General features: G+C 33.9%; 24 protein-coding genes and 1 tRNA gene. 10 read left to right on the top strand and 15 right to left on the bottom strand.

Going from position 1 to position 24,916, the window contains the following annotated elements; translation table 11 throughout:
- Positions 1-73: 73 nt before the first annotated feature.
- Entirely contained in the window at positions 74-1,147 is a 1,074-nt protein-coding gene (locus IRZ78_RS03105; protein ID WP_194615137.1) for an NADH:flavin oxidoreductase/NADH oxidase, read from the bottom strand.
- Positions 1,148-1,905: 758 nt separating this feature from the next.
- On the opposite strand from IRZ78_RS03105, the gene rseP reads away from it, so the two are divergent.
- Positions 1,906-3,246 carry an RIP metalloprotease RseP gene (rseP, locus tag IRZ78_RS03100; RefSeq protein ID WP_194615136.1) on the top strand — a complete coding sequence of 447 codons (1,341 nt, stop codon included), beginning with the start codon at positions 1,906-1,908 and terminating at the stop codon, positions 3,244-3,246.
- Positions 3,247-3,332: 86 nt separating this feature from the next.
- Positions 3,333-3,406: transfer RNA gene (locus tag IRZ78_RS03095), tRNA-Asn, on the top strand.
- A 175-nt stretch (positions 3,407-3,581) separates the two neighbouring features.
- On the opposite strand, the gene IRZ78_RS03090 is transcribed toward IRZ78_RS03095, so the two are convergent.
- Positions 3,582-4,289 carry a hypothetical protein gene (locus tag IRZ78_RS03090; RefSeq protein WP_194615135.1) on the bottom strand — a complete coding sequence of 236 codons (708 nt, stop codon included), beginning with the start codon at positions 4,287-4,289 and terminating at the stop codon, positions 3,582-3,584.
- A 200-nt stretch (positions 4,290-4,489) separates the two neighbouring features.
- Positions 4,490-5,686 (bottom strand): C1 family peptidase, encoded by a 1,197-nt coding sequence (locus IRZ78_RS03085; RefSeq protein ID WP_194615134.1) that lies wholly within the window; start codon positions 5,684-5,686, stop codon positions 4,490-4,492.
- 243 nt (positions 5,687-5,929) lie between these two features.
- Here IRZ78_RS03085 and IRZ78_RS03080 point away from each other — a divergent pair, with 243 nt between their 5' ends.
- Positions 5,930-6,727: a response regulator transcription factor gene (locus IRZ78_RS03080; protein ID WP_194615133.1), complete on the top strand. Its 798-nt coding sequence runs from the start codon at positions 5,930-5,932 to the stop codon at positions 6,725-6,727.
- 79 nt (positions 6,728-6,806) lie between these two features.
- The gene (locus tag IRZ78_RS03075) at positions 6,807-7,667 is read left to right on the top strand and encodes a type II CAAX endopeptidase family protein (RefSeq protein ID WP_194615132.1); all 861 of its coding nucleotides are present in this window, start codon (positions 6,807-6,809) and stop codon (positions 7,665-7,667) included.
- A 42-nt stretch (positions 7,668-7,709) separates the two neighbouring features.
- Here the strand turns inward: IRZ78_RS03075 and IRZ78_RS03070 are convergent, their stop codons facing one another.
- The 7 genes from IRZ78_RS03070 to IRZ78_RS03040 form a co-directional block, all read right to left on the bottom strand.
- On the bottom strand, positions 7,710-8,765 hold the full coding sequence (locus IRZ78_RS03070; RefSeq protein WP_194615131.1) for a glycoside hydrolase family 130 protein: 1,056 nt from the start codon (positions 8,763-8,765) through the stop codon (positions 7,710-7,712).
- 300 nt (positions 8,766-9,065) lie between these two features.
- The gene (locus tag IRZ78_RS26060) at positions 9,066-9,272 is read right to left on the bottom strand and encodes a hypothetical protein (protein WP_228520343.1); all 207 of its coding nucleotides are present in this window, start codon (positions 9,270-9,272) and stop codon (positions 9,066-9,068) included.
- Positions 9,273-9,890: 618 nt separating this feature from the next.
- Positions 9,891-11,321, bottom strand: a complete 1,431-nt coding sequence (pyk, locus tag IRZ78_RS03060; protein ID WP_194615130.1) for a pyruvate kinase — start codon at positions 11,319-11,321, stop codon at positions 9,891-9,893.
- A 5-nt stretch (positions 11,322-11,326) separates the two neighbouring features.
- Complete coding sequence (locus tag IRZ78_RS03055) at positions 11,327-11,815, bottom strand: IPExxxVDY family protein (protein ID WP_194615129.1); 489 nt, start codon at positions 11,813-11,815, stop codon at positions 11,327-11,329.
- Between the two features lie 125 nt (positions 11,816-11,940).
- Positions 11,941-12,681: a ribonuclease III gene (rnc, locus tag IRZ78_RS03050; protein ID WP_194615128.1), complete on the bottom strand. Its 741-nt coding sequence runs from the start codon at positions 12,679-12,681 to the stop codon at positions 11,941-11,943.
- A gap of 9 nt (positions 12,682-12,690) precedes the next feature.
- Positions 12,691-13,944 carry a beta-ketoacyl-ACP synthase II gene (gene fabF / locus IRZ78_RS03045; protein ID WP_194615127.1) on the bottom strand — a complete coding sequence of 418 codons (1,254 nt, stop codon included), beginning with the start codon at positions 13,942-13,944 and terminating at the stop codon, positions 12,691-12,693.
- Between the two features lie 243 nt (positions 13,945-14,187).
- Positions 14,188-14,424: an acyl carrier protein gene (locus IRZ78_RS03040; protein WP_007137004.1), complete on the bottom strand. Its 237-nt coding sequence runs from the start codon at positions 14,422-14,424 to the stop codon at positions 14,188-14,190.
- Between the two features lie 175 nt (positions 14,425-14,599).
- On the opposite strand from IRZ78_RS03040, the gene purN reads away from it, so the two are divergent.
- Entirely contained in the window at positions 14,600-15,163 is a 564-nt protein-coding gene (gene purN, locus IRZ78_RS03035; protein ID WP_194615126.1) for a phosphoribosylglycinamide formyltransferase, read from the top strand.
- A 144-nt stretch (positions 15,164-15,307) separates the two neighbouring features.
- A complete protein-coding gene (gene rnhA / locus IRZ78_RS03030) occupies positions 15,308-15,784 on the top strand; it encodes a ribonuclease HI (RefSeq protein WP_194615125.1) in 477 nt (158 codons plus the stop codon).
- A 55-nt stretch (positions 15,785-15,839) separates the two neighbouring features.
- On the opposite strand, the gene IRZ78_RS03025 is transcribed toward rnhA, so the two are convergent.
- Complete coding sequence (locus IRZ78_RS03025; RefSeq protein WP_194615124.1) at positions 15,840-16,187, bottom strand: DUF6249 domain-containing protein; 348 nt, start codon at positions 16,185-16,187, stop codon at positions 15,840-15,842.
- Positions 16,188-16,641: 454 nt separating this feature from the next.
- On the opposite strand from IRZ78_RS03025, the gene IRZ78_RS03020 reads away from it, so the two are divergent.
- Together IRZ78_RS03020 and IRZ78_RS03015 are read left to right on the top strand one after the other, a co-directional pair.
- Entirely contained in the window at positions 16,642-17,226 is a 585-nt protein-coding gene (locus IRZ78_RS03020; protein ID WP_194615123.1) for a sigma-70 family RNA polymerase sigma factor, read from the top strand.
- Entirely contained in the window at positions 17,213-17,608 is a 396-nt protein-coding gene (locus IRZ78_RS03015) for a hypothetical protein (protein WP_194615122.1), read from the top strand. The genes IRZ78_RS03020 and IRZ78_RS03015 overlap by 14 nt, the downstream gene beginning before the upstream one ends.
- Positions 17,609-17,610: 2 nt before the next feature.
- On the opposite strand, the gene IRZ78_RS03010 is transcribed toward IRZ78_RS03015, so the two are convergent.
- Positions 17,611-18,177: a hypothetical protein gene (locus IRZ78_RS03010; protein WP_194615121.1), complete on the bottom strand. Its 567-nt coding sequence runs from the start codon at positions 18,175-18,177 to the stop codon at positions 17,611-17,613.
- 246 nt (positions 18,178-18,423) lie between these two features.
- Between IRZ78_RS03010 and IRZ78_RS03005 the strand changes: the two genes are divergently transcribed.
- Both IRZ78_RS03005 and IRZ78_RS03000 read left to right on the top strand, forming a co-directional pair.
- Positions 18,424-19,347: a PfkB family carbohydrate kinase gene (locus IRZ78_RS03005; protein ID WP_194615120.1), complete on the top strand. Its 924-nt coding sequence runs from the start codon at positions 18,424-18,426 to the stop codon at positions 19,345-19,347.
- Between the two features lie 83 nt (positions 19,348-19,430).
- The gene (locus tag IRZ78_RS03000; protein WP_194615119.1) at positions 19,431-21,329 is read left to right on the top strand and encodes an amidophosphoribosyltransferase; all 1,899 of its coding nucleotides are present in this window, start codon (positions 19,431-19,433) and stop codon (positions 21,327-21,329) included.
- A gap of 995 nt (positions 21,330-22,324) precedes the next feature.
- Here the strand turns inward: IRZ78_RS03000 and IRZ78_RS02995 are convergent.
- The 3 genes from IRZ78_RS02995 to IRZ78_RS02985 form a co-directional block, all read right to left on the bottom strand.
- Entirely contained in the window at positions 22,325-22,936 is a 612-nt protein-coding gene (locus IRZ78_RS02995) for a superoxide dismutase (protein ID WP_194615118.1), read from the bottom strand.
- A 138-nt stretch (positions 22,937-23,074) separates the two neighbouring features.
- Complete coding sequence (gene pth / locus IRZ78_RS02990; RefSeq protein WP_194615117.1) at positions 23,075-23,701, bottom strand: aminoacyl-tRNA hydrolase; 627 nt, start codon at positions 23,699-23,701, stop codon at positions 23,075-23,077.
- Positions 23,702-24,191: 490 nt separating this feature from the next.
- Positions 24,192-24,803, bottom strand: coding sequence for a 50S ribosomal protein L25/general stress protein Ctc (locus IRZ78_RS02985; protein ID WP_194615116.1), 612 nt, complete (start codon positions 24,801-24,803; stop codon positions 24,192-24,194).
- Positions 24,804-24,916: the final 113 nt, after the last annotated feature.

Genomic DNA, 24,916 nt, shown 5'->3' with positions numbered 1-24,916 from the left:
TGGGAATTAGTGCAATTTGTGGCAACATTCTTTTTAAAATCAATCTAATCTGTGCAATCTGTGGCAATAAATTTTATTTAATCTTAGCGCGTTCGTATTGTTTTGGCCATTGAATATCGTCGTTTAATTCTCTGGCGAAATCTAAAGGTAAGTTAGGATTTCTAAGGGATTCTCTGGCGAATAAAACTACATCGGCCTGATTGCTTTCCAGAATTGCTTCGGCTTGATGTGCTTCGGTAATTAAACCTACGGCTCCAGTTAAAACAGCTGCTTCTTTCTTTACTTTTTCTGCAAACTGAACCTGATAACCCGGTTTTAATTCAATTTTTTGGTGTGATACCAATCCGCCTGATGAAACATCAATTAAATCTACTCCTTTTTCTTTTAAGATTTTAGAAAGTTTTACTGATTCTTCGGGATTCCATCCTCCTTCTGCCCAGTCTGTCGCTGAAATTCTAACGAATAAAGGCAAATCTGATGGCCATTCTGATTGTACAGCTGCTACAATCTCTAAGGTAAAACGGATTCTGTTTTCGAAACTTCCTCCATATTGATCAGTTCTCACATTCGTTAAAGGAGATAAAAACTGGTGCAATAAATAACCGTGCGCTCCGTGAACTTCCATTACCTGATAACCAGCCTGAACCGCTCTTTTTGTCGCAGCTTTAAAATCTGAAATTACTTTCTGGATTCCGTTTTGGTCTAAAGCTTCAGGAAGAAATGGTTCTCCATCATGATATGGAATCGCGCTCGCAGAAACTGTTTGCCATCCGCCCTGATCGAAATCTAATTTTTTATTGCCTTCCCAAGGAGCCGAAACACTCGCTTTTCGTCCAGCATGTGCCAATTGAATTCCGGGAATCGAATTTTGAGAAACTATAAATGCGTTGATTGTTTTTAGTTTCTCGATATGTTCGTCTTTCCAAATTCCTAAGTCAGATGGAGAAATTCTGGCTTCGGGAGAAACTGCTGTTGCTTCCTGAATAATCAGTCCTACTCCGCCACTGGCACGACTACCTAAGTGAACTAAATGCCAATCTTTTGCAAATCCGTCAATTGCTGAATATTGACACATTGGCGAAATAACGATTCTATTTTTTAAAGTGATTTTTTTTATAGTAAGTGGAGAAAATAATAATGAAGCCATGTTGTAACTTTTAATGGTTTTACAATATCAATTGAGTATGATAAAGTTTAAAAAGTAAAGTTACGGCATCTTGGTAAAAAGAGAAATCTAAATGTTTATTAATTAACAAACATTTAAAGCAAACATTTACTCAAAGTAAGTTTAAGCAACTTACTTTAAATATAAAGAGCAGTTTAATTTTAGTTTAATATTTAATTTTAAGACCTTCTAATGCACCAAAGCCTGCCCCAAAAGAATTCCTTTTTAAAATGTATAAATAGTAAAAAACATTAAAATTGCCGCACTAATAATTATATAGTAGTTGTTTTTAGTTTGCATTATTTTCTAGTAATGGCTAAAATAAAAAAGTGCTTTACCTACGATCTTTCCTAGGAAATATAAAGAAAAACCATAAATTATTATTAAATAAATTACCATCGACATTCTGTTTTCCTGCGTGCCTTCAAAAATGTATTTTTTCATATTTAATTATTTATTAGTAGATTAGTAGAAATGAACTCCGGCATTATTTTAACCAGAAATTTTTATTGAAAGAAAAATAATACGCAATATAATAATTTTAATATTTCATAATAAGACAATTGTAACATTAATTAAAAATGAGTTACTAATAAAGAGAAACAAAATGAGCATTTCTTAATTTATAAAGTATGCAACAATTATTAACAAGAATTTAAAACCTTAAGTGTTATCTTGCGGTCTAAATTAAATCAGAAAACGTTACTTTTGTGCGTTAAATTACGAACTAAAAATACAAAATGGATATAGTTATCAAACTCTCTCAATTTCTATTGAGTTTATCTTTACTTATTATTCTTCACGAATTAGGGCATTTTATCCCTGCAAAATTATTTAAAACAAGAGTCGAAAAATTTTACTTATTTTTTGATGTTAAATATTCTCTATTAAAAAAGAAAATTGGCGAAACCGAATACGGAATTGGTTGGTTACCACTTGGAGGTTATGTAAAAATCTCCGGAATGATCGACGAAAGTATGGACAAAGACCAAATGGCTTTGCCACCTCAGCCTTGGGAATTTCGTTCTAAACCGGCATGGCAACGTTTGATTATTATGTTGGGAGGAGTTACAGTAAACTTTATTCTGGCATTTATTATATATATAGGTATGGCGTTTGCTTATGGCGATATGTATGTTGCAAATGCTGATTTAAAAGATGGTGTTTTGATCGAAAATCCAGCGATGATTAAAGCTGGTTTTAGAACCGGAGACAAAATCATTTCGATTGACGGCAAAAAAGTCGAAAATTTTGACAAAGAGTTAAACATGAATATTATCCTGGCGAAGCAAGTTTTGATCGAAAGAGCCGGAAAGCAAGAAACGATCAATATTCCGAATGATTTTGCCGATCAATTATCAAAATATGAAAAAGGATTGCTTGTTGGAATGAGAATTCCTTTTGCAATAGCAAGCGTTACTCCGGAATCAGGAAATACATCCTTACAACCAAAAGATTTAATTGTGACTCTAAATGGTCAGGATGCAAGATATTACGATCAGGTTAAAACGATTTTAGAGAGCAATAAAGGAAAAACAATTCCTGCCGTTGTTTTACGTGACTTGAAACAAGTACCCGTTACGGTTAAAGTTTCTAAAGAGGGAAAATTAGGTGTTGGTGTTGGCGGATTAAATATCGAATCTTTAGAAAAATTAGGCTACTATAAAGTAAGCACTAAAAACTATAGTTTCTTTGAATCAATTCCGGTTGGGTTAACAAAAGGGAAAGATCAATTAGTAAGTTACGGAAAACAGCTTAAAATGATTTTTAACCCTGAAACAAAAGCATACAAACAAGTAGGTGGTTTTGCGGCAATTTTTAACATTTTCCCTAGCACTTGGAGCTGGGAAACTTTCTGGTCGATCACCGCTTTATTGTCGATTATGCTTGGAGTTATGAATTTATTGCCAATTCCGGCTCTTGATGGTGGTCATGTTATGTTTTTATTATACGAAATAATTAGTGGCCGAAAACCGAGCGATAAATTCCTTGAAAATGCCCAAATCGTTGGTTTCGTTCTACTTATAACACTACTTTTGTTCGCTAACGGAAACGATATTTATAAGGCGATTGTCAAGTAGAAAAAAAAATATATAAAAAGTGCAAAAATGTTTTTGAGAATCTAAAAAATGATCTATATTTGCACTCGCTAAAAAGAGCAACAACTTCCTCCTTAGCTCAGTTGGTTAGAGCATCTGACTGTTAATCAGAGGGTCCTTGGTTCGAGCCCAAGAGGGGGAGCTTCATTGGAAAAGCCATTCGAAAGAGTGGCTTTTTTCATTCCTACACTTTGCGAACCCCTGTAATTTATAGTGGATCAAACGCGATCAACACTAAAACCTGAGGAGCAGTAAAAATTGAAACCGTGGGCTATGTTCAAACACCTATGATCATAATTCTTTTCAAAAATTAACCTCTAGTTCCTCACCAATTTATTATGTTTTACTACATTGTTGCTAGTATTTTTACTTTCAAACAATAGCATCGCTTCATTTGCTTTGCCCATTTGATTGATACCTTTTAGAGATTCTGCGTAACGATAATAATACATGGCATCTAAATCTGTTTTCATAATAAACAGTTCTTCGTAGTATTTGGCTGCTGTAGCCAAATCACCATCAAAATACGCCCTGTCTGCCACTTTTGTCAGCATCTCTATGGATTTGTAGCCTTTGCCTAAAACTTTCGCATAGGTGTCGACTACATCAATCGTTACATATTTTGGATCTTCGGTTGGAGCGATTACTTCGACTTTGATTGGCGGGATATCTGTAGCGCTGCTATCAATAAAGGTTTTCGACTGTAAGGCTACATCAACTTTTTTTACTTTGGGTTTTCTATATATTGCAGTGACCACTCTGGTATTATTGGGCCCGAGGTCATAAGTATTGACCATGCCTAATTTTGAAACTTCATATTTGGTAATTCTTTTCCCAAAAGTCATATTAATGGTCTCCTCTACATAATAGCCTACAATTACCAAATTTTCTTTAGAGGAATTATCAGAACGCACGGTTGCATTCTCAATTGCTGTAATGGCGGCAGCATTATCTTTGCTTTGCCCGAAACAGCTAAAAGAAAAATTAAACACAATTACTATAAAAAGTATTCCATAAGTTTTCATGATGGTTTGAGATTATTCATTCAATATAAATAACTGATATAAAGATAGTTAATATTTTATTTCATTATATTATAAAACCTATAAAATCCCATAAAAAACGTTTAAACGCAATATATAAGTTTAGTTTCCAATATTTCAACAAAAAAAGCGCCACAATCTAATTGTAGCGCTTTTTTAATATTATAAAATCTGGAATAAACTTAAACCCCTAACTTCTTAGCAATTTCAGTTGGAATTCCGCCTTTGTTTAGTAACAAAGCGGTTGTTTTATATTTCACAAAGTTTTTAGTCACAAACAAGTATCCTTTGTAGTCGTTTGTTGCTCCCCATGAATTTTTTACGATGTAATATTCTTTTCCGGTCTGGTCTTTTGCAATACCTATAATGTGCATTCCGTGATCATCTGTTGTAGTGTAGTTATCAAACGCAGCCTGACGCATTTCTGGAGTAATTTCCGGTTCAGCTTTTGGTCCGTTGAACATGTCTGCTTTTTCTTCGGCAGTCATATCATCAAATTTCTTTGTTGACACATAAGCTACACCGTTTTTCCAGCTAAAGCTTTTCTCGCTTACATCTGTTGCCCAGGCTACCGTGTATCCTTTTTTCAAAGCATTGTCGATAACATCGGTCATGTCGTTTACTTTTACGTTGTACACCTGGTCAAATGACCAGTTGTCCGGTACCATCATCGTTGTTTTTTGGTAATACGGAGATGTTGTAAACGAAGATATTTCTACATACTCGTCAGGATTAATTCCTACTACTTCTTTTGCAAAAGTTTGTGGCGTATAGTTTTTTCCTTTGTAGGCGAAATTTTCTGGTACAGTTCCTAAATAAGAATCGATAACTGCAGTGTAAGCTTTTTTCCAGTTTGGCGTTAATTCTCCGTTAGGGTTTTTAACTACAGCAGTCAAAACACCTTCGATAAGCGCTGCCATTTCACCAAATTTATTTTTATCAGTTCCGTAGTTTAATCCTGTGTAAACTTCTCTTGGTACAGTTCCGTATTTTTTATACATATTAATTACATCGTGTAATGCTCCACCGTCGCCTAAAGTAACAGCTCCGTGCATACGTACATAATTAACCCCTTTTTCTACATAAACGTTTCTTGCAGAGTAAATCTGAGATAATTCTACCGGTTGTTTTCCTAAACGAATCATTTCTGACTCTAAGAAAGAGTTGGTAGAATAACTCCAACATGTTCCTGAAGAACCCTGAAGTTTTACAGAAGTAGTTCCTAAATTGATTACGTCAGTGAATTTAAAGTTTTCTTTACTTTTTTCGCTTGCATTCAGTTTTAGTGAATTCACTAAAATGTCTTGTGCAAAACAGCCGGTTGCTCCAACAAAAAAAACCGAAGCAGCAAGTACTGATTTGAATGAAAATGTATTCATAATATTTATTTAATGATTTAATAAATTAGTTGTGGTAATTTATTTTTTGTTACAAAACAATTAAATTTTATACAAAAAAGCTAAGGTTTAACCGTTAATATTTACAAAATATTTTTATTAAGCTATAATCTCTTACAAAATATGCAAAACCGTAACTCAAACAGAATCAAAAACAAATGATTTTTACTTTTAGCAAATATGTAGTAATTTGGCTGGTGTAAATACCACTCACAATCCTGAAAAATGTTCGAACTCGAAAAAGAAAAATATTTGGGTAATACCAAAAATAGCTTCAACAACAAGCAAGGCATTGCAGTTGTCGAAACGGAGTATCAGCAAAAGGTTTACGAAGGATGGCATTCACATAATAATGCACACATTACGCTATTCCTGAAAGGCGGAACGGCCGAAAAACGAAAAAACTCCACTACGGTTGTGGGTCCGGGTTCGTTATTATTTTACCACAGCGACGAATTACATCTTAATCAGGATACTCTTTTCCCTTCTAAAAACATCAATATCGAAATAGAAGAAAACCTGCTGAAAGAACTTCAAATCTCTGAAGCCATTATCGAAAAATCGATCCGGAATACTGCGTTTACCAAATTTTTGATTCTGAAGATTTTTAAAGAATCGATGGTGGCTGATCCTTTTTCCGGCGATACGATCAACATGTTATTTGCACAATTATCGAATGCTAACACGCATTTGGAAAAATACGAAAAAAGTCCGTTTTGGGTAAAGAGTTTAAACGAATTACTGAATGATTGCTGGAACGAAAATCCAAACTTGCAGGATCTGGCTCAGGTTTTAAACTTAAATCCTATCACGATATCCAAGCATTTCCCTAAATATTTTGGCTGTACTTTAGGTGAATATATGCGCCGCATAAAAATAGACCGTTCGCTTTCGCTAATAGAATCTAACCAAACTAATTTGACCGAAATTAGTTTTCAATGCGGATTTGCAGATCAAAGTCATTTTATAAGAACCTTCAAAAATCAAACGGGATTTTTACCCAAACAATTTCAAAAATTATAAGGGAGGCAAATTTCATTCTATTTTTTGGTTTTGGCGCGATTTACATTTGCTTCATCATAAATCATAAAAACACAATCAAATGGAAACGCTTACTTTAAAACAAAGAACTTTTAATTCTCCTATAACCAAAATTATCCTTGCCTTACTTACTTTTATAGCGGTTGTTATAATTGGTCAGCAAATTGCGGTAAAATTACTTGGTTTAACTTCTCTCGATAAAGACTACCGAAATCTTCTCAAAGGTCTTTTTGTTTCGGCATCGTGCGTTTTTAATTATATCCTTTTCTTTAAAAAATATGACAAAAGAACCGTAACCGAGTTTGCTTCAAAAGGTCTTGCAAAAAATCTAATCATTGGTACTTCAATTGGTTTTATGCTGCAATCGCTTACTATTTTAGTAATTTACCTTAACGGAAGTTACAGCGTTATCAACATCAACCCCGTTTCGTTTATCCTGATTCCGTTTGCCCTTATGTTTACCGTGGCCATTATTGAAGAAATATTGGTACGAGGCATTATATTTAGAATTATGGAAGAAAAACTGGGGAGCTATATTGCTTTGACCATTTCGTCGCTACTATTTGGTGCTTTGCATCTGGCAAATCCTCACAGTAGTTTAATTTCGGGAATATGTATTACTACCGCAGGTTTTTTGATGGGTGCTGCTTTTATTTACAGCCGTAGTTTATGGATGCCAATTGCTTTACATTTTGCGTGGAATTTTACCCAATCAGGGATTTTTGGCGCGATCACTTCCGGAAACGAAAAAACAAAGAGTTTGTTAGAAGCCAAAATACAAGGTCCGGAATTTATTACCGGTGGAGCATTTGGTCCCGAAGGATCGATACAGGCAATTGCTTTTTGTGCTTTAGGAACCCTAATATTATTGATTTTGAGCCGCAAGGAAAACAAAATCATTAAACCGTATTGGAAGAAATAAATGAACCAATCGGGAGATTTACTTCGCCCTTTTTATAAAGCATTAGATTTTCAGCAGTAAAAAAATATCTTTTATTGAAAATTGCGCACCACAAACAAATTCATCAGAAGCCCCGTAATAAATCGTTATGGTATTGCCATCAGGTTCAATGATATGACCATTTGTAAATACTACATTTCCAAAAAAACCGCTTAATTCATAATCTGTAGTCGGTACCATAATAGGTTCGTGGGTTCTGGCAATTATTTTTGAAGGATCTTCGGGATCCATTAAAAAAGCTCCTAAACAGTATTGATGATTTTCATTGGCGCCATGATAAATCTCTAGCCAGCCTTTGTCTGTTTTTATAGGAGCAGCTCCTGCCCCAACCCTTTTGCTATCCCAGAATCCTTTTCTTGTTTTAATAATGCACTTATGATTTCCCCAATGAATACCATCAGGAGATGATGCCAGCCAGATATAATTACCGCCAATATCTACGCTGCTCGGACGGTGTAAAGCATAAAACAAACCGTTTATTTTTTCTTCGAAAATGGCACAGTCTTTATTGTGTGCCGGCAATATCATACCGTGTTTTTTAAAATTTTTCCAGTCTGTGGTCGTTCTTAAAACCACTCCAACACCGTTGTCTGATACAGCCGTAAAGGTTAAATAATACGTTACTTCGATCAAAGCAACCCGACAATCTTCTATCCCAAAAGTTTCCAGAACTCCTTCGCCAACGAGATGGGGATAATTTTCAGGTTCATAAAAATGATGCCCGTCTTCGCTGCATAATAATCTCAAATGCGATAATGTGGTCAAATAATCGACTCCTTTGTAATTGATCACTCTGGCATCAGTGGCTATTAAATCGGGATCATCTTTTGCTATTTCAATGATTTTAATAGCGCCTTTTTCTGTTAATATCGGGAAAGAAATCACATTTTCTTTTTGCTGCGGTCTTTCGGCAACTCTTACCACCAGCCAGATTTTATTCTCAAACTGAAATACTCCGGGATTTAGTAGGCAGGTAATTTCTAATCCTTCTCGGCTTGCCGGTATATCAGATGCCGATAATAAAGGATTTTCTTTAAAACGTTTTGCTATATCTTTCATATCTATGCTTTCTAGATTATTGTAGTTAAAAGGTAACTCTATTTTTTTAGTTAAGGATATAATTTATTTAAAACCTAAACCATAAAGCTTTTATTGTATGAAATTATTACAAACAAAAAGTCTCAACAGTTAATACCTATTGAGACTTTGTCTATATAAACTAACTAATTGAAATTCTAATTATCGTAACCAATTGCTGCCAAACACTACATAATAAGCCCACTCCTCATTACCTTTTGCAACATCAACTCCCATACGAAGTTTGAATTTTCGGGCCAGTAAATATCTAAAACCTGCTCCTTAACTGTAAACTATCTGTTTGGCAAAAGCTTTATCCCAATCGTTAAAAGCACTTGCAACTCCTCCATATCCCATAAGACTCCATCTTCTGTACAAATCCCATCTCAATTCGCCTTCGGTAACAATACTGGCTTTACCCTGATATCGGGCGGCAGGAATTCCTCTTAGGTTAATTCCCGGACGAAGATAAAAAGCCGGACTTCCCAATACCTGTTCTCCTTCGATCCTGAGTCCTCCAATTAATTTTTTAGCTAGAGGATAATAAACTATTGCAGATAAATTTATTCGCCAGGCCTGGTAATCACTGCCTATTGCTTTATCCGACCAAAAAAAGTCGGACTGCAGCCGTAGATACCAATATCATCTCCCCAAATTATAAGAACATTGGGCTCTTTTGTATTCTGTACCTGTGTTACTGAAAAACAAGCTAATGCAAATTAGCCAATAAAAAATCTAAGAATAGCATTTATACGGCCTGAAATTGTTTCATTTTATAAAATTCACAACCTAAAACCATTGAATTAGTAAATCAGGTTTGGTATTTTATCTGGGTAAACAAAAAGCATTAGAACAACACTTTTTATTTGAATATAGTTTTTTATCAATATTTGAAGAAGAATTATAAAATGGCAAAACAGCTCAAAAAACATCTAGGATATTTTTTGAGCATTAGTCTTTCAAAATAAATTTTATTAAAACATAAATACAAATAAAAAAAGACTCATGAATTTTATCACAAGTCTTTATAGAGCTAAAAAAGCAAAAAAGTTTAAAGCAAAAAAAAGCCATTCGATTGAATGGCTTTTTAATATTATAAAATAAAGATTACTCTATTTCAGAAACTCTCATGGTATTCACCATTCCTTTATCTTTAATTGGCATAGCGGCAAGATTAATTAAATAATCACCTTTTGTAGCGTATCCTTTTTCAACAGCAATTTTATTTACATCAGTTACAGTATCATCTGTACTTACGTCTTTATCATAGAAGTATGATTTTACTCCCCATAATAAATTCAATTGAGTTAAGATTCTTCTGTTTGAAGTAAATACCAAAATGTGTGCAGATGGTCTCCAAGCCGAAACTTGGAAAGCAGTATATCCGCTATTTGTTAATGTACAAATTGCTTTTGCTTTGATTTCGTTAGCCAATAAAGCTGCCTGATGACAAACTGTTTTAGTAACAAAACGTTTTGTTTTAATTTGTGGGGTATTTTGTGGAACCTGAATTAGCGGAGAATCCTCTACAGCTTCACAAATTTGTGTCATTCTTTGAATAACTTGTACTGGATAATTTCCTGTAGCAGTTTCTCCAGACAACATTACAGCATCAGCTCCATCCATTACAGAGTTTGCAACGTCGTTTACTTCTGCTCTTGTTGGTGTAAGACTTGTAATCATTGTCTCCATCATTTGTGTAGCAACGATAACGGGAATTCTAGCAATTTTTGCTCTGCGGATCAAATCTTTTTGAACCAATGGTACTTCGTGTGCAGGAAGTTCAACTCCTAAATCTCCACGAGCCACCATTAAAGCGTCGCAATATGCTACAATTTTATCCATGTTCTCAAGAGCCTCCGGCATTTCAATTTTAGCTACAATCGGAATTTTATATTCTGAATGTTTCGCGATCAATTCTTGTAAGTCTTGTAAATCGCGAGGTGTTTTTACAAACGAAAGTGCGATCCAGTCTACTTTTTGCTCGATAGCAAAAATAGCATCAGCAATATCTTTTTCAGTTAAAGCCGGTAAAGAAATTTTAGTGTTTGGAAGATTAACTCCTTTTTTAGATTTTAATTCTCCACCCTGAATTACTTTAGCAACAACTTCTGTCTTTTTATCAGTAGAAATAATTTCGAAAATCAATTTACCGTCATCAAGCAAAATACGCTCTCCCGGATTCACATCATTTGGAAAATTTTGGTATTTCATGAACACTTTTGAAGCTGTTCCTAAAATATCTTCTGCTGTTGTAAAAGTGATTAAATCACCATCGTGAACAACAGTTCCTTCCTCCATTACCCCAACTCTCAGTTTTGGTCCCTGCAAATCTCCAAGGATCGCAGTTGTATAACCAAACTCTTCGTTTAGACCTCTAATAATATCAATTTTCTCTTTTACACCTTCGTAATCAGCATGCGAAAAATTAACTCTAAACACATTAACCCCTGCATCGATCATATCTTTGATGATCTCTCTCGTACCACATGCAGGACCAAGTGTAGCGACAATTTTGGTTTTTTTGTTTGTTAACATTTTTTTTAAAAAATTAGATTGTTTTTTGATTTTATTTTATCAGTATCTACAGCATAAATAGCTGCAATACTCTCGATGGTATTTAATTGTTGTTGAATTTCTGAAAAATCGAGAGCCTCTTCGCTATTCTCTATTTTCAGGAAAAAATCTACTTTTTTGAATTCAGGAAGTAAATGAATTGTTGTTGAAACCTCACTTGTTTCATTGGAAAACAAATCCTGGGAATCATTTCTACTCGTTGAAATGATTTCATTTTTATTCTGAATTAAATTCCATGAAACTGTTTTCTCAGCATCATAATAAAAGAATCTCGAAAAATTTGCCTCGCCTTCTTTAGTCTGAGCATGGATCTCGTTTTTGCTCTTACTTAAGTTTATCGGAAGGTTTTTATTGATAAAATAGGCCAATCTATAATCTTCTAATGAAGTATGAATTGCCATTAAATAATAATCAATTTCGTCAAATTCGTCTAAATCCAATCTATGAATAGCCATGTCATGAAAAATCAAGGTGTAAATATACTATTTCTAGCGGAGCTTAAATAGTTAAGATGTGCTTGTTTTTATTAATTTATAAACGAAAACGTTATAGCTTTAAGATAGTTACACTAAAATTGTAGCTATTTCTTGTCTATTTTTTCCTGAAATGCAAAATAAGCTCTTTGTGATGCTTTCTCTTCTGCTTTCTTTTTTGAAGTTGCCCGCGCTCGTGCGATTACTTTATCGTCTATACTTAATTTAACGCCAAATAAGCGCTGACCGTCAATACCGTTATCCTCAAAAATGTCGTAATGAAAGACTCTCTTTTCTTTCTGACACCATTCGATAACCAAACTTTTATAACTAATTACTTTGCCTTCAAGTCGTGCAATATCAACGTAAGGAGCAACAACTCGTTTTTGAATAAATTTTTCGCAAAACGAATATCCTTTATCCAGATAAATGGCACCTACAAGTGATTCGAAAATATTACCATGAATATTTTCTCCAAAATGCTGAATGGGCACTTTGCTTTCTACAAAACGAACTAAATTTAAATCTTTACCAAGCTCATTCAAATGCTCACGACTCACAATCTTTGATCGCATTTTAGTCAGATAACCTTCGTCGCCATTTGGTGCTTTATTAAATAAATGTGCTGCAATTACGGCACTTAACATAGCATCTCCTAAAAACTCTAATCGCTCATAATTTATTGGATGTCCTGATTCGTCTAGTTTATTCGAAGACCTGTGTGTGAAAGCTTTCTTATAAAAATCGATTGTAGCAGGCTCAAAACCAAGTATTTTCTGAATAGTGTCAAAAAAAATCCCGTCTTCTAGAGAACGGGATTTAGAAAATATTTTTTTGATAAAATTCATATACAGAAATTAGTCAACTAATTTTTTAAACAATACGCAAGCATTGTGTCCACCAAAACCAAAAGTGTTACTCATAGCAACATTTACTTCTCTTTTTTGAGGTTTGTTTAAGGTAAGATTCAATGACGGATCAATATTTTCATCTACTACCGTATGATTGATAGTTGGAGGCACAATACCATATTTCATAGCCAGGATAGATGCAATAGCTTCAATAGCTCCTGCAGCACCCAATAGGTGTCCTGTCATAGATTTGGTAGAGTTGATGTTGATGTTTTTTGCATGATCGCCAAAAACAGCGCTGATCGCTTTCAATTCGGCAACATCTCCTAATGGAGTAGAAGTTCCGTGAGTGTTGATATGATCAACATCTTCAGGGTTCATTCCAGCATCTCTTAATGTATTTTTCATTACTGCAATAACTCCAATTCCTTCCGGATGTGGTGCAGTTAAGTGGTAAGCATCTGATGACATTCCGCCTCCGCCAATTTCGCAATAAATTTTTGCACCTCTGGCTTTAGCATGCTCGTATTCTTCAAGAACCAAAGCTCCTGCTCCTTCTCCTAAAACAAAACCATCTCTAGTCGCATCAAAAGGTCTTGAAGCCGTTTCCGGACTTTCGTTTCTAGTAGACAAAGCGTGCATAGAGTTAAAACCTCCCATACCTGCAATAGTAATGGCAGCTTCTGAACCACCTGATACAATTACATCACACATTCCTAAACGAATGTAGTTAAAAGCATCGATTAATGCATTTGCAGAAGATGCACATGCAGAAACAGTAGTATAATTTGGTCCCATATAGCCATTACGCATCGAAATGTGTGCTGGAGCAATATCGGCAATCATTTTAGGAATAAAAAACGGATTGAATTTTGGTGTTCCGTCTCCTTTTGCATAATAAATAACTTCATCCTGAAAAGTCTCTAAACCACCAATTCCAGCTCCCCAAATAACACCCACTCTTGTTTTGTCGATATTATCATTAGTAAGTCCGGCATCTTTAATAGCTTCATCACTTGCAGCAACAGCATATTGAGCGAATTTATCTAATCTTCGAGATTCCTTGCGATCCATGTAATCTTCAATATTGAAGTTTTTTACTTCACAGGCAAATTTCGTTTTATGCTTCTCTGTATCATAATACGTGATAGGAGCGGCTCCGCTAACTCCATTCACAAGTGCCTCCCAATAATCCTGAATATTATTCCCGATCGGAGTAAGAGCACCTAATCCTGTTACAACAACTCGCTTTAACGTCATAAATATGTATTTTGTACTTTAAACAAATAAAACCCACGCTTTCTTAACTGTATTGTTTACTTAAGAGCCATGGGCATTACAATATAAATATATCTTTTTGATTGAAAACCAATCGAAATTTAAATTTTAAAAAAATAATAACACCCGATTTTCTTAAAATTCCAATTTTTTAAAAAACAAATCCCAATTTTGGAATCTGGGTATTCAAATTTGGAATTTTAAAAAAATTCGGGTGCAGTATTATTATTTTTTAGCTTCTTCGATATAAGAAATAGCTTGACCAACAGTAGCAATGTTTTCTGCTTGATCGTCTGGAATTTGAATATCAAATTCTTTTTCGAATTCCATAATAAGCTCAACAGTGTCTAATGAGTCAGCTCCCAAATCATTAGTGAAGCTTGCTTCTGTTACAACTTCGTTTTCGTCAACACCTAATTTGTCTACGATAATCGCTTTTACTCTTGATGCAATGTCTGACATAATCTTTAATTTTAGAATTTAATTTGTTGGCAAAAATAAAAAACTTTATTTTAAAACCACGATTTAGTTTATAAATGTAACACTAATTTATAAAATTAATTTCAAGAAAGCCCTTTTAATACTATTTATTTTCGATTTTTATTCCGTTTTTTGCATTCTAAAATTACATTCGATTATGAAAAAAATTATTGTTTTTGCCTCAGGATCAGGAACTAATGCTGAAAACATCATAAAATATTTTGCAAAAACCAAAATTGCGAAAGTCGTTTCGGTTTTTACGAATAATGCTGCGGCAAAAGTCATCGAAAGAGCAAAAAATCATCAAATTCCGACCGAAATTTTCTCAAAAAGTGAATTATTAGAAAGTAACCTCTTACAAAAAATACAAGAAATCGACCCGGATATGATAGTTCTGGCAGGTTTTTTATTGAAATTCCCAGATCATATAGTCGAGAAATATCCTAATAAAATAATCAACATACATCCGGCGCTTTTACCTAATTATGGAGGTAAAGGAATGTACGGCATGCATATACACAGAGCTATAGTAAATAATAAGGAAAAAGAAACCGGAATTTCGATTCATTATGTAAACGAACATTATGACGAAGGTGGTATCATTTTCCAGAAAAATGTAGCACTAACAGAAGAAGATACCCCTGAAACTGTGGCCGAAAAGATTCACAAACTGGAACAAAAGTATTTCCCGGAAATTATTTCGAGACTATTAGAGGATTAAACTTTCAAAAAAAAATCAAAACATATAAGTCATATAAGAAGATATAAATTGGACTCTAATTAACTCTTTTAATACTTGACAAAGAAATATAAGCTGCATTATTTAAATGAACTTATATAACTTATATGGTGAAAAAAAATAACAATGAATCACGAAGTGCATATATATACTGATGGCGCTGCGAAAGGAAATCCCGGAAACGGAGGATATGGCGTAGTGATGGAACTGGTGGGAACGCCATATAAAAAAGAATTCTACGAAGGTTTCCGTTTGACAACTAATAACCGAATGGAACTTTTGGCGGTAATTGTAGGGCTGGAAAAACTAAAAAACCCTAATATGAAGGTTTTGGTAGTTTCAGATTCTAAATACGTGATTGATTCTGTTGTAAAAAAATGGGTTTTTGGCTGGGAGAAAAAAAACTATACCGGCAAAAAAAACCCTGATTTATGGAAACGTTTTTTAATCATTTACCGCAAACATCAGGTCGATTTTAAATGGATCAAAGGCCATAACAATCACCCACAAAACGAACGCTGCGACGAATTGGCCGTAATGGCATCGATGCAAAAAAACCTTTCGGTAGATGCTTATTACGAAACCATTGGTTCTAAATCATAAAAAAACGCGTCAGAAACATTTCTTCTGGCGCGTTCTTCTTTTTATTACAACTTTTTTATTCTTTATCTAAGTCTTTAGCTCTGTGAAATCCTACCAGCAAACCTACTCCTGACATCGTGATGATTGTTGCCGGATACACTACATCTGAATTCATTTGTGTGTAAGTTGAAAGAAATAAAGCAATAAAAAATCCAAGTCCAATACCTATTAAAAGAAAAGCTGTATTTAAAATAAGGATTTTCCAGGCCGGAACTCCATTCGTTCTTCCTTTTAAAAAGATACTTGCATCGACTCCTTTTTCTATAAGCGCTAAACGTTCTCTGTTTCTTGTTGAATAAATAAGATAGACGATTCCGAAGATCATTAAGAAAAGACTGATTGGTACTAAAATTTGTGCTCCCATAATTTTTTATGTTTTTATAATTGATTGATACCCATATGACGACATGTTTTGAATTGAGGTTACAAGAAATTTAAAATAAATTCCAAATTTTAAATTCCAAATTCCAAAACTTGCTGATTATGAGTTAATTTTGAGTTTGTAATTATTTTCATAACAATATTTTCTTCTCGTTTGTTATCTCGACGAAAGAGAGATCACACGCGAAACTCGACAACGATTGGTAACTTTCTTTGTGGAATTACTTGTGTGATCTCTCCTTCGTCGAGATGAATATTGGGATTAAACTTTGTCAAAGTTTAAAACTTTGACAAAGTTCTATACACATATAGATTAAAATTTAAACTATACATTTCTTCTTCTTCCGAAGTTGGAATTTGGATTTTTAAAAATATTGTAATTTATTTTTTTTCAAAATTCTTGTAACCTAAACACAGAACGTGTCGTCTTACCTAATATGAGCACAATAAGCGATCAACATTATATCGATAAAATTATACAGGGCGACGCGAATGCGTTTGCCGTGCTGGTGGATCGTTATAAAGATATGATCTTTACATTGGCTCTTAAAATGATTAAAAACAGAGAAGAAGCCGAAGAGGTTGCACAAGACACTTTTATTAAAGCTTACAGTTCTTTGGTAAAGTTTAAAGGAGATTCTAAATTTTCGACCTGGATTTATAAGATTGCTTATAATACGTGTTTAGATCGTTTGAAAAAAAATAAAAAAGAAGACAACAATATATCGATAGATGAATTTTCGGCTCATTTAATAAAAACGATGGATAATGCTTTGAGCGCTTTAGAAGATAAAGAACGAAAGCAAACCATTCAGAATTGTTTGAATTTATTACCGAGTGAAGAGAATTTCCTGCTAACTTTATTTTATTTTGAAGATCAGAGTTTAGAAGAAATAGGAAAAGTCATGAACATTAACACTAATAATGTCAAGGTAAAATTATTTAGAAGCCGACAAAAATTAGCTGTAATTTTGAAAAAGCAATTAGAACCAGAAATAATAGAATGTTATGAAAGAAAATGATAAAGAAATAGAAAATCTGATTGAGAGAATGATGAGCGAAAACACTTTGGAATCGCCATCTTTTGACTTTACTTCAAAAATAATGTCTCAGGTTTTAGTGACTGAAAAAAGCAAAATCAAAGCCTACAAACCTTTAATTTCTAAAACAACCTGGATATTTATTGGTGTCAGTTTAGTTGCTTTGACGGCTTATGCTATTTACTACAATAACGACATTTCTAATTTCGAAATAGCCAAAACCTATTCTGATAAAGCTTCTGCCCTATTTTCCGGAATTCATTTTTCTACGAATGTACTTTACGCTTTATTGGTAGTTCCGTTTATGGTATTAATTCAGATTGGGGTTTTGAAGAATTATTTTGATAAGAAGTATGAGTTGTAGAATTATTTGAAAGAATCTTCTCTTTTTCTGAGATAATCTATTCCAATTAAACAATCGGAACTTACATCATATTTATTAAGATAAAACAAATACTTTATTGTAAAATATTCATCAGTTTTTAAATTTGATTTATTGAGTTCAATTTCATTTTTTCTTTTTGATGATTTTGAATATTTTTTCAGAAATTTATTAAATCCTAAATCACAATATTCTTTTTCTATTTTTGAATCTAATTTAAATTTCTGTTCAAGAATTAGCGGAGACTTTTCGTCAAATACAAAATCGTCATTAAGAAAAGTTTCTAAAAACATTTTGAAAGATTTATATTTTTTTGAATAGTACAACTTGTAAGACGCATAGAGATAATTCTCAGTTGTCATAAAAATTTCATTATGATTTGTCCTAAAATATAAATCTGAAAATCCGTAAGGAATAAATATAGGGAATCCGTTTTTTTCATTATCTCCAAGAGCCAACTTCTCTATCATTTCTTCAGAAAAATTCGGTTCTTTTCTTTCACAGGAAATCAAAAAACAAAACAGCATTAATAAGATTATAATTTTCTTCATGAATGAAATTTGATATTTAAACAAATCTAACTAAAATCTTCAACTCTTTTTTTCAAAAATAAATATTGTATTTTAAATCCAAAAAACATATTTTAAGCACTCAGAGGAATCAAATTTAATTCATTCATTTACAATAGTTTTAGCCCCGAAAACGATATTGTTTTTTTATGAAAATTTTGAGAACTTAAACCGTTGCAATATTGCAACTTATGAAGTATCTTTGCACCCTAATTCGAAATTCATAAAATGAATAAATTATTGATTGTTGGAACGGTTGCTTTCGACGCGATTGAAACTCCTTTCGGAAAAACAGATAAAATATTAGGTGGTGCTGCAACGTACATTGGTTTATCAGCATCCTTTTTTAACTTACAATCGGCCATTGTTTCTGTAGTTGGCGACGATTTTCCTCAAGAACATTTAGATCTTTTAACTTCAAGAAATATTGATATCTCTGGTATCGAAATTGTAAAAGGTGGAAAAACCTTTTTCTGGAGCGGTTTATACCACAACGATCTAAACTCAAGAGACACTCTTGTAACGGAACTAAACGTTTTGGCTGATTTTCAACCAAAAGTTCCTCAAAACTATAAAGATGCTGATGTTGTGATGTTAGGAAACCTACATCCTTTAGTACAAAGCAGTGTTTTGGATCAAATGGAGAAAAAACCAAAATTAGTAGTTTTAGATACTATGAACTTTTGGATGGATTGTGCTCTTCCGGAATTACTTGACGTAATAAAACGTGTAGACGTAATTACAATCAATGACGAAGAAGCAAGACAACTTTCAGGAGAATATTCATTAGTAAAAGCAGCTAACAAAATCCAGGAATTGGGACCAAAATATGTGGTGATCAAAAAAGGAGAGCACGGAGCACTTTTATTCCATAACAGAGAAGTATTCTTTGCACCGGCATTACCGTTAGAAGATGTTTTTGATCCAACAGGAGCCGGAGACACTTTTGCAGGTGGTTTTTCAGGATTTATTGCGCAAAGCGAAAACATCTCGTTTGGCAACATGAAAAACGCAATTATTTACGGATCTAATTTAGCTTCATTTTGTGTAGAGAAATTTGGAACCAAAAGGATGGAAACATTAAGTAAAGCAGAAGTAGCGATTCGATTACAACAGTTTAAGTCGTTAACTCAGTTTGACATAGAAATATAATGCCCTGAAGCCTCGATAAAACGGGGCTTTTTTATTACGTTATTACGCACAACTTTACAACAACAACACAAATACAAAAAACAATGAGCGACGCTTTAAAACACGAATGTGGTATAGCCTTAGTTAGACTTCTTAAACCGCTTGAATATTACAAAGAAAAATACGGTACTGCTTTTTACGGGATACAAAAAATGTATCTAATGATGGAGAAGCAACACAACCGTGGGCAGGACGGAGCAGGTTTTGCCAGCATCAAATTAGATGTTGAACCAGGTGAGCGTTACATAAGCCGAGTTCGTTCGAACCACGCGCAGCCTATTCAGGACGTTTTTAAACAAATCAACGAGCGTATCAATGAGGAGATGACTTCTCATCCTGAATATGCAAATGATGTTGCCAAACAAAAAGCAAACATACCTTATATAGGAGAATTATTTTTAGGTCACGTTCGTTACGGAACTTTCGGAAAAAACAGCATCGAAAGTGTTCACCCATTTTTACGTCAGAGTAACTGGATGCACCGTAACTTAATTTTGGCAGGTAACTTTAACATGACAAATGTTAAAGAACTTTTCGAAAATTTAGTTGAGCTTGGACAACATCCTAAAGAAATGGCCGACACTGTTACCGTAATGGAAAAAATAGGTCACTTTCTTGACAAAGAAGTAATGCAATTATACCAGGACTGTAAAGCCGAAGGCTATTCTAAAAGAGAAGCTTCTCCGGTAATTGCAGACCGATTGGACATCGCAAAAATATTAGGACGTTCTGCTAAAAACTTAGACGGAGGTTACGCAATGGCCGGATTATTAGGTCATGGTGACGCTTTCGTATTTAGAGATCCGGCAGGAATTCGTCCGGCTTACTTTTATCAGGATGATGAAGTAGTGGTTGTCGCTTCTGAAAGACCGGTTATTCAGACTGTATTTAATGTACCTTTTGATAGTGTTCAGGAAATTGAACCTGGAAATGCTTTGATTATCAAAAAAAGCGGAAAAGTTTCTATGGAACAAATTTTAGAACCAACTGTAAAAAAAGCCTGTTCTTTTGAAAGAATTTATTTCTCAAGAGGAAGTGATGCCGAAATATATCAGGAACGTAAAAACTTAGGTAAGTTAATTTTACCTGCAGTTTTAGATTCAATTGACAGCGATACAGATAATACTGTTTTCTCTTATATCCCGAATACAGCAGAAACTTCATTTTACGGTTTAGTCGAAGCTGCTCAGGATTTCTTAAACCAGAGAAAAAACAATTATATTTTAGCGAACAGAAACACGCTTACAGCCGAAACTTTACAGGAATTATTAGCTGTAAAAATACGTACTGAGAAAGTTGCGATTAAAGATGCTAAGCTTAGAACCTTTATTACTGAGGATAGCAGCCGTGACGATCTTGTTGCACACGTTTACGATGTGACTTACGGGGTGATCAAACCAACAGACAACCTTGTTATTATCGATGACAGTATCGTTCGTGGTACTACCCTTAAAATGAGTATCATTAAAATGATGGATCGTTTAAATCCTAAACGTATTGTAATCGTTTCATCGGCGCCACAAATTCGTTACCCTGATTGTTACGGAATTGACATGGCTAAACTAGAAGGTCTTGTAGCTTTTAGAGCAGCTTTGGCTTTATTAAAAGAAAGAAATCTATATCACATAGTTGATGAAGTTTATGCAAAATGTAAAGCACAGGAAAACTATTTAGATAGTGATGTTGTGAATTATGTCACGGCAATTTACGATCAGTTTACTCCTGAAGAAATTTCAGATAAAATTGCTGAAATGTTGAGTTCTCCCGAAATTAATGCCGAAGTAAAAATCATTTTCCAGAAAGTAGAAGATTTGCATATTGCTTGCCCTAAAAATTTAGGTGACTGGTATTTTACGGGAGATTATCCTACACCAGGTGGTAATCGCGTTGTAAACAGGGCTTTCATGAATTTCTACGAAGGAAAAGATGCAAGAGCATATTAAAAAAATACTAACAAAAGGTTAATTAGTGCATTTCATCGGTTTTTTTTGCCGTTCATCCTATATGTTTGGTAAAATTGAAAAGCTACAATACTTTTGAGATACCATAACATTAGTAGGTTAAGTTTATGGTAGATTTGGGGCAAAAAGGGTGGAAGCAATTCCACCTTTTTTATTGGAATAAACTCAAGCATTTCAATTTAAAGCCATTATCTTCTTTTGGTCGGATATATTGACCATTCATCTGAAAAGTTTTTTTAACGATAATAGCTATCATACATTTACTAAACCATAACATTAGTAGGTTAAGTTTATGGTAGATTTGGGGCAAAAAAGGTGGAAGAAATTCCGCCTTTTTTATTTTCTTTTTTTTTTAGAGAATAGAATAAAAACTAAAAGCTCTGAGAATAGACAAACAATCGAAAAACGCTTTCTTTAATTCTCCTCCTCTATTCTTTCCCCTTGCTTCTATTCTCTATATTCTATCTTCTATATTCTATTCTCTATATTCTTCCTTCATCAATCTTTCCTCTTTATTCTATCTTCTTTACTCTATTCTTTTTGTTCCATCCTCTTTACTCCATCCTCTTTACTCCATCCTCTATAATCTATTCTCTTTAGTCTATTCTCTTTAGTCTATTCTCTTTAGCCTATCTTTTCCTTACTTAATCGGATATATTGACCATTTGTCTGAAAAGTTTTTTATATAAGAATAGCTAGCATACATTTACTGAACCATAACATTAGTAGGTAAAGTATATGGTAGATTTGGGGCAAAAAAGGCGGAAGAGATTCCGCCTTTTTTATTTTTATTAAGCAGAAAAAAGAGTAAAGATTATAGAAGAAAGATTGTTGAAGAACTAATCTAGAAGAAAGAAAATAGAGCAAAGAATAAAGATTGTTGAAAATAATTAATATGGTAACAAAAAAAAAGACGAATAGCGATCAAGCCATCCGTCTTTTGTCTTTACTCTTTATTCTATCTCCCCTTAAACAGACTATTTGTCTAAAGCATATCTTCTTGCTACTTCTGTCCAGTTAATTACACTGAAGAAAGCTTCGATATAATCCGGTCTTCTGTTTTGGTAGTTTAAGTAGTAAGCGTGCTCCCAAACATCCATTCCTAAGATTGGAGTTCCACCGTTACCAGAAACTTCCGGCATTAATGGATTATCTTGATTTGGAGTACCTACAACTTCTAGTTTACCACCTTTTTTTACTGTTAACCAAGCCCATCCTGAACCAAATTGAGTTGCTCCGGCTTTAGCAAATTTTGCTTTAAACTCTTCGAAAGTTCCAAAAGAATCTTCGATTGCAGCTAATAAATCACCTGTTGGTAATCCACCACCGCTTGGAGACATTACAGTCCAGAATAAATTGTGGTTGTAGAAACCTCCACCATTGTTACGAACTGCTGCGTTTGTTTTATCTAAGTTGATTAAGATATTTTCGATTGTCTTACCTTCTAAATCTGTTCCTGCAATTGCAGCGTTAAGATTTGTAGTATAAGCATTATGGTGCTTTGTATGATGGATTTCCATTGTACGAGCATCAATATGTGGTTCTAATGCATCATATGCATAAGGTAATTGTGGTAATTCAAAAGCCATGATATTATGATTTTATGATTTATAATAATTTATTTCAAATTTAGACATTTAACTTTGGAATAGAAAATACTATTTCGTTATAATTGAATATAATTAACTGATAATTTGATTATTTAACAGTTAAATAACTGAAATTCTTTACTTTCCGTTAAATGTAGTCATCGTATTTTCTAAACCGGCGGTTCCAAATGATTTGATAATTTCCGAAGAAACTTCTAAACGTTCCGGCAATTTTGCTTTTTCTTCTTCGTCCCATTCTCCTAAAACGTAATCGATTTGCTGTCCTTTTTTGAACTGATCGCTGATACCAAATCTAAAACGGGTGTAGTTTTGAGTATTTAAAACCAAGTTGATATTCTTTAAGCCATTATGACCTCCGTCGCTTCCTTTTGGTTTGATACGGATGGTTCCGAATGACAGGTTTAAATCGTCTGTAATGACCAAAATATTCTCTAACGGTATATTTTCTTTGTCTATCCAGTATTTTACCGCCTTGCCGCTTAAATTCATGTAGGTGTTAGGCTTAAGCAGGAAAAAGGTTCTGCCTTTGAATTTATATTCGGCCAAAGCGCCCAGTTTTACGGTTTCGAATGAAAGTCCTTCTTTTTTGGCTAAAAAATCTAATACTTTAAATCCAATATTGTGTCTTGTATTTACGTATTCGGCACCAATATTTCCTAAACCTACGATTAAATATTTCTTCATATTATCTATGTTCTCTTCTTTTTGTGTTGATGAAAACAGTTTTGTTATCCATTTTATCATGATACAAAAATAAGGTTAATTAGAGAATGTGCCAATTTGTTAATTAGATAATTTGCTTTTAACTGCAAAGAATGGCACGCGGATGACACGGATTTGAATGGATTTACGCGGATTTTTTTTATTTACTCTTTATTTTGTCATCTCCACTTTTCAGACTGAGCGATGCCCAAACTTCGGGACAAGTCCGCAAGAAGCCCGACAATATGGAGTAAATTACTTTGGGAAGAGCTTCGACTTCGCCTCAGCCTGACATACTGTAAACTACACCTTCTGTGTCCCTCTGAACCTTTGAACCTTTGTCGGGTCTTGAAAAAACCCTAAAATATCTGCTTCTAAAAAAAGAATAACCAAAAACCAGCAAAGGGCTTCGACTTCGCTCAACATGACATATGAAAACTTAGAACCTTAGCATCTTAGCAACTCAGAACCTCTAAAAACAAAAAAAGCACCAATCTTTCGATTGATGCTTTTGTATTGAATTTGAAAAAAATTATTTTTTCTTTCCTTTTGCAGGAGCTTTTGCAGCTTTTGCAGCTTCTTGAGCAGCTTTCATAGCAGCACGAGAAATTCTTACCTGAGCTACAACTGTGTTCTCTGGGTGCATCACTTTGTATTCTGGAGAACCAACTTTAGTAACGTATAATTTGTTACCCATTTCAAGTGGAGTAATGTCAGCTTCAACAAAATCAGGAAGATTTTTAGGTAAAGCTTTAACTTTTAATTTACGTGTGTTCAAACGTAAAACACCACCTGCAAGAACACCTTTTGATGTACCTACAACTTTTACAGGAACTTCCATAGTGATTTCTTTGTCATCAAATAATTGAAAGAAGTCAATGTGTAAAATTCTGTCAGATACAGGGTGAACCTGGATATCTTGTAAAATTGCATTGAATGATTTTCCTTTTCCAAGCTCAATCACAACTGTGTGTGCGTTTGGAGTGTAAACCAAGTTTTTGAACGCTGCAGCGTCTGCTGAGAAGTGTACTGCTTGATTTCCTCCGTATAACACGCAAGGAACCGCTCCAGCATTACGTAAGGCTTTAGTTGACACTTTGCCCACGCTTTCTCTTTCTGATCCTTTAATTGTAATCGATTTCATTGTAAAAAAATATAGTTATTAATAAATATTCTCGTTTGCTATAAGCTTTAGGCACTAGGCTTTAGGCTTTTTGTAAAGTGGATAGCTTACGGCTTAAAGCCTAAACATATTGC

Origin of the sequence: Flavobacterium sp. CSZ (genome assembly GCF_015350725.1) — a bacterium.
In the GTDB taxonomy this organism is placed as follows: Bacteria; Bacteroidota; Bacteroidia; order Flavobacteriales; family Flavobacteriaceae; genus Flavobacterium.
This window is presented reverse-complemented; position numbering and strand designations above follow the sequence as displayed.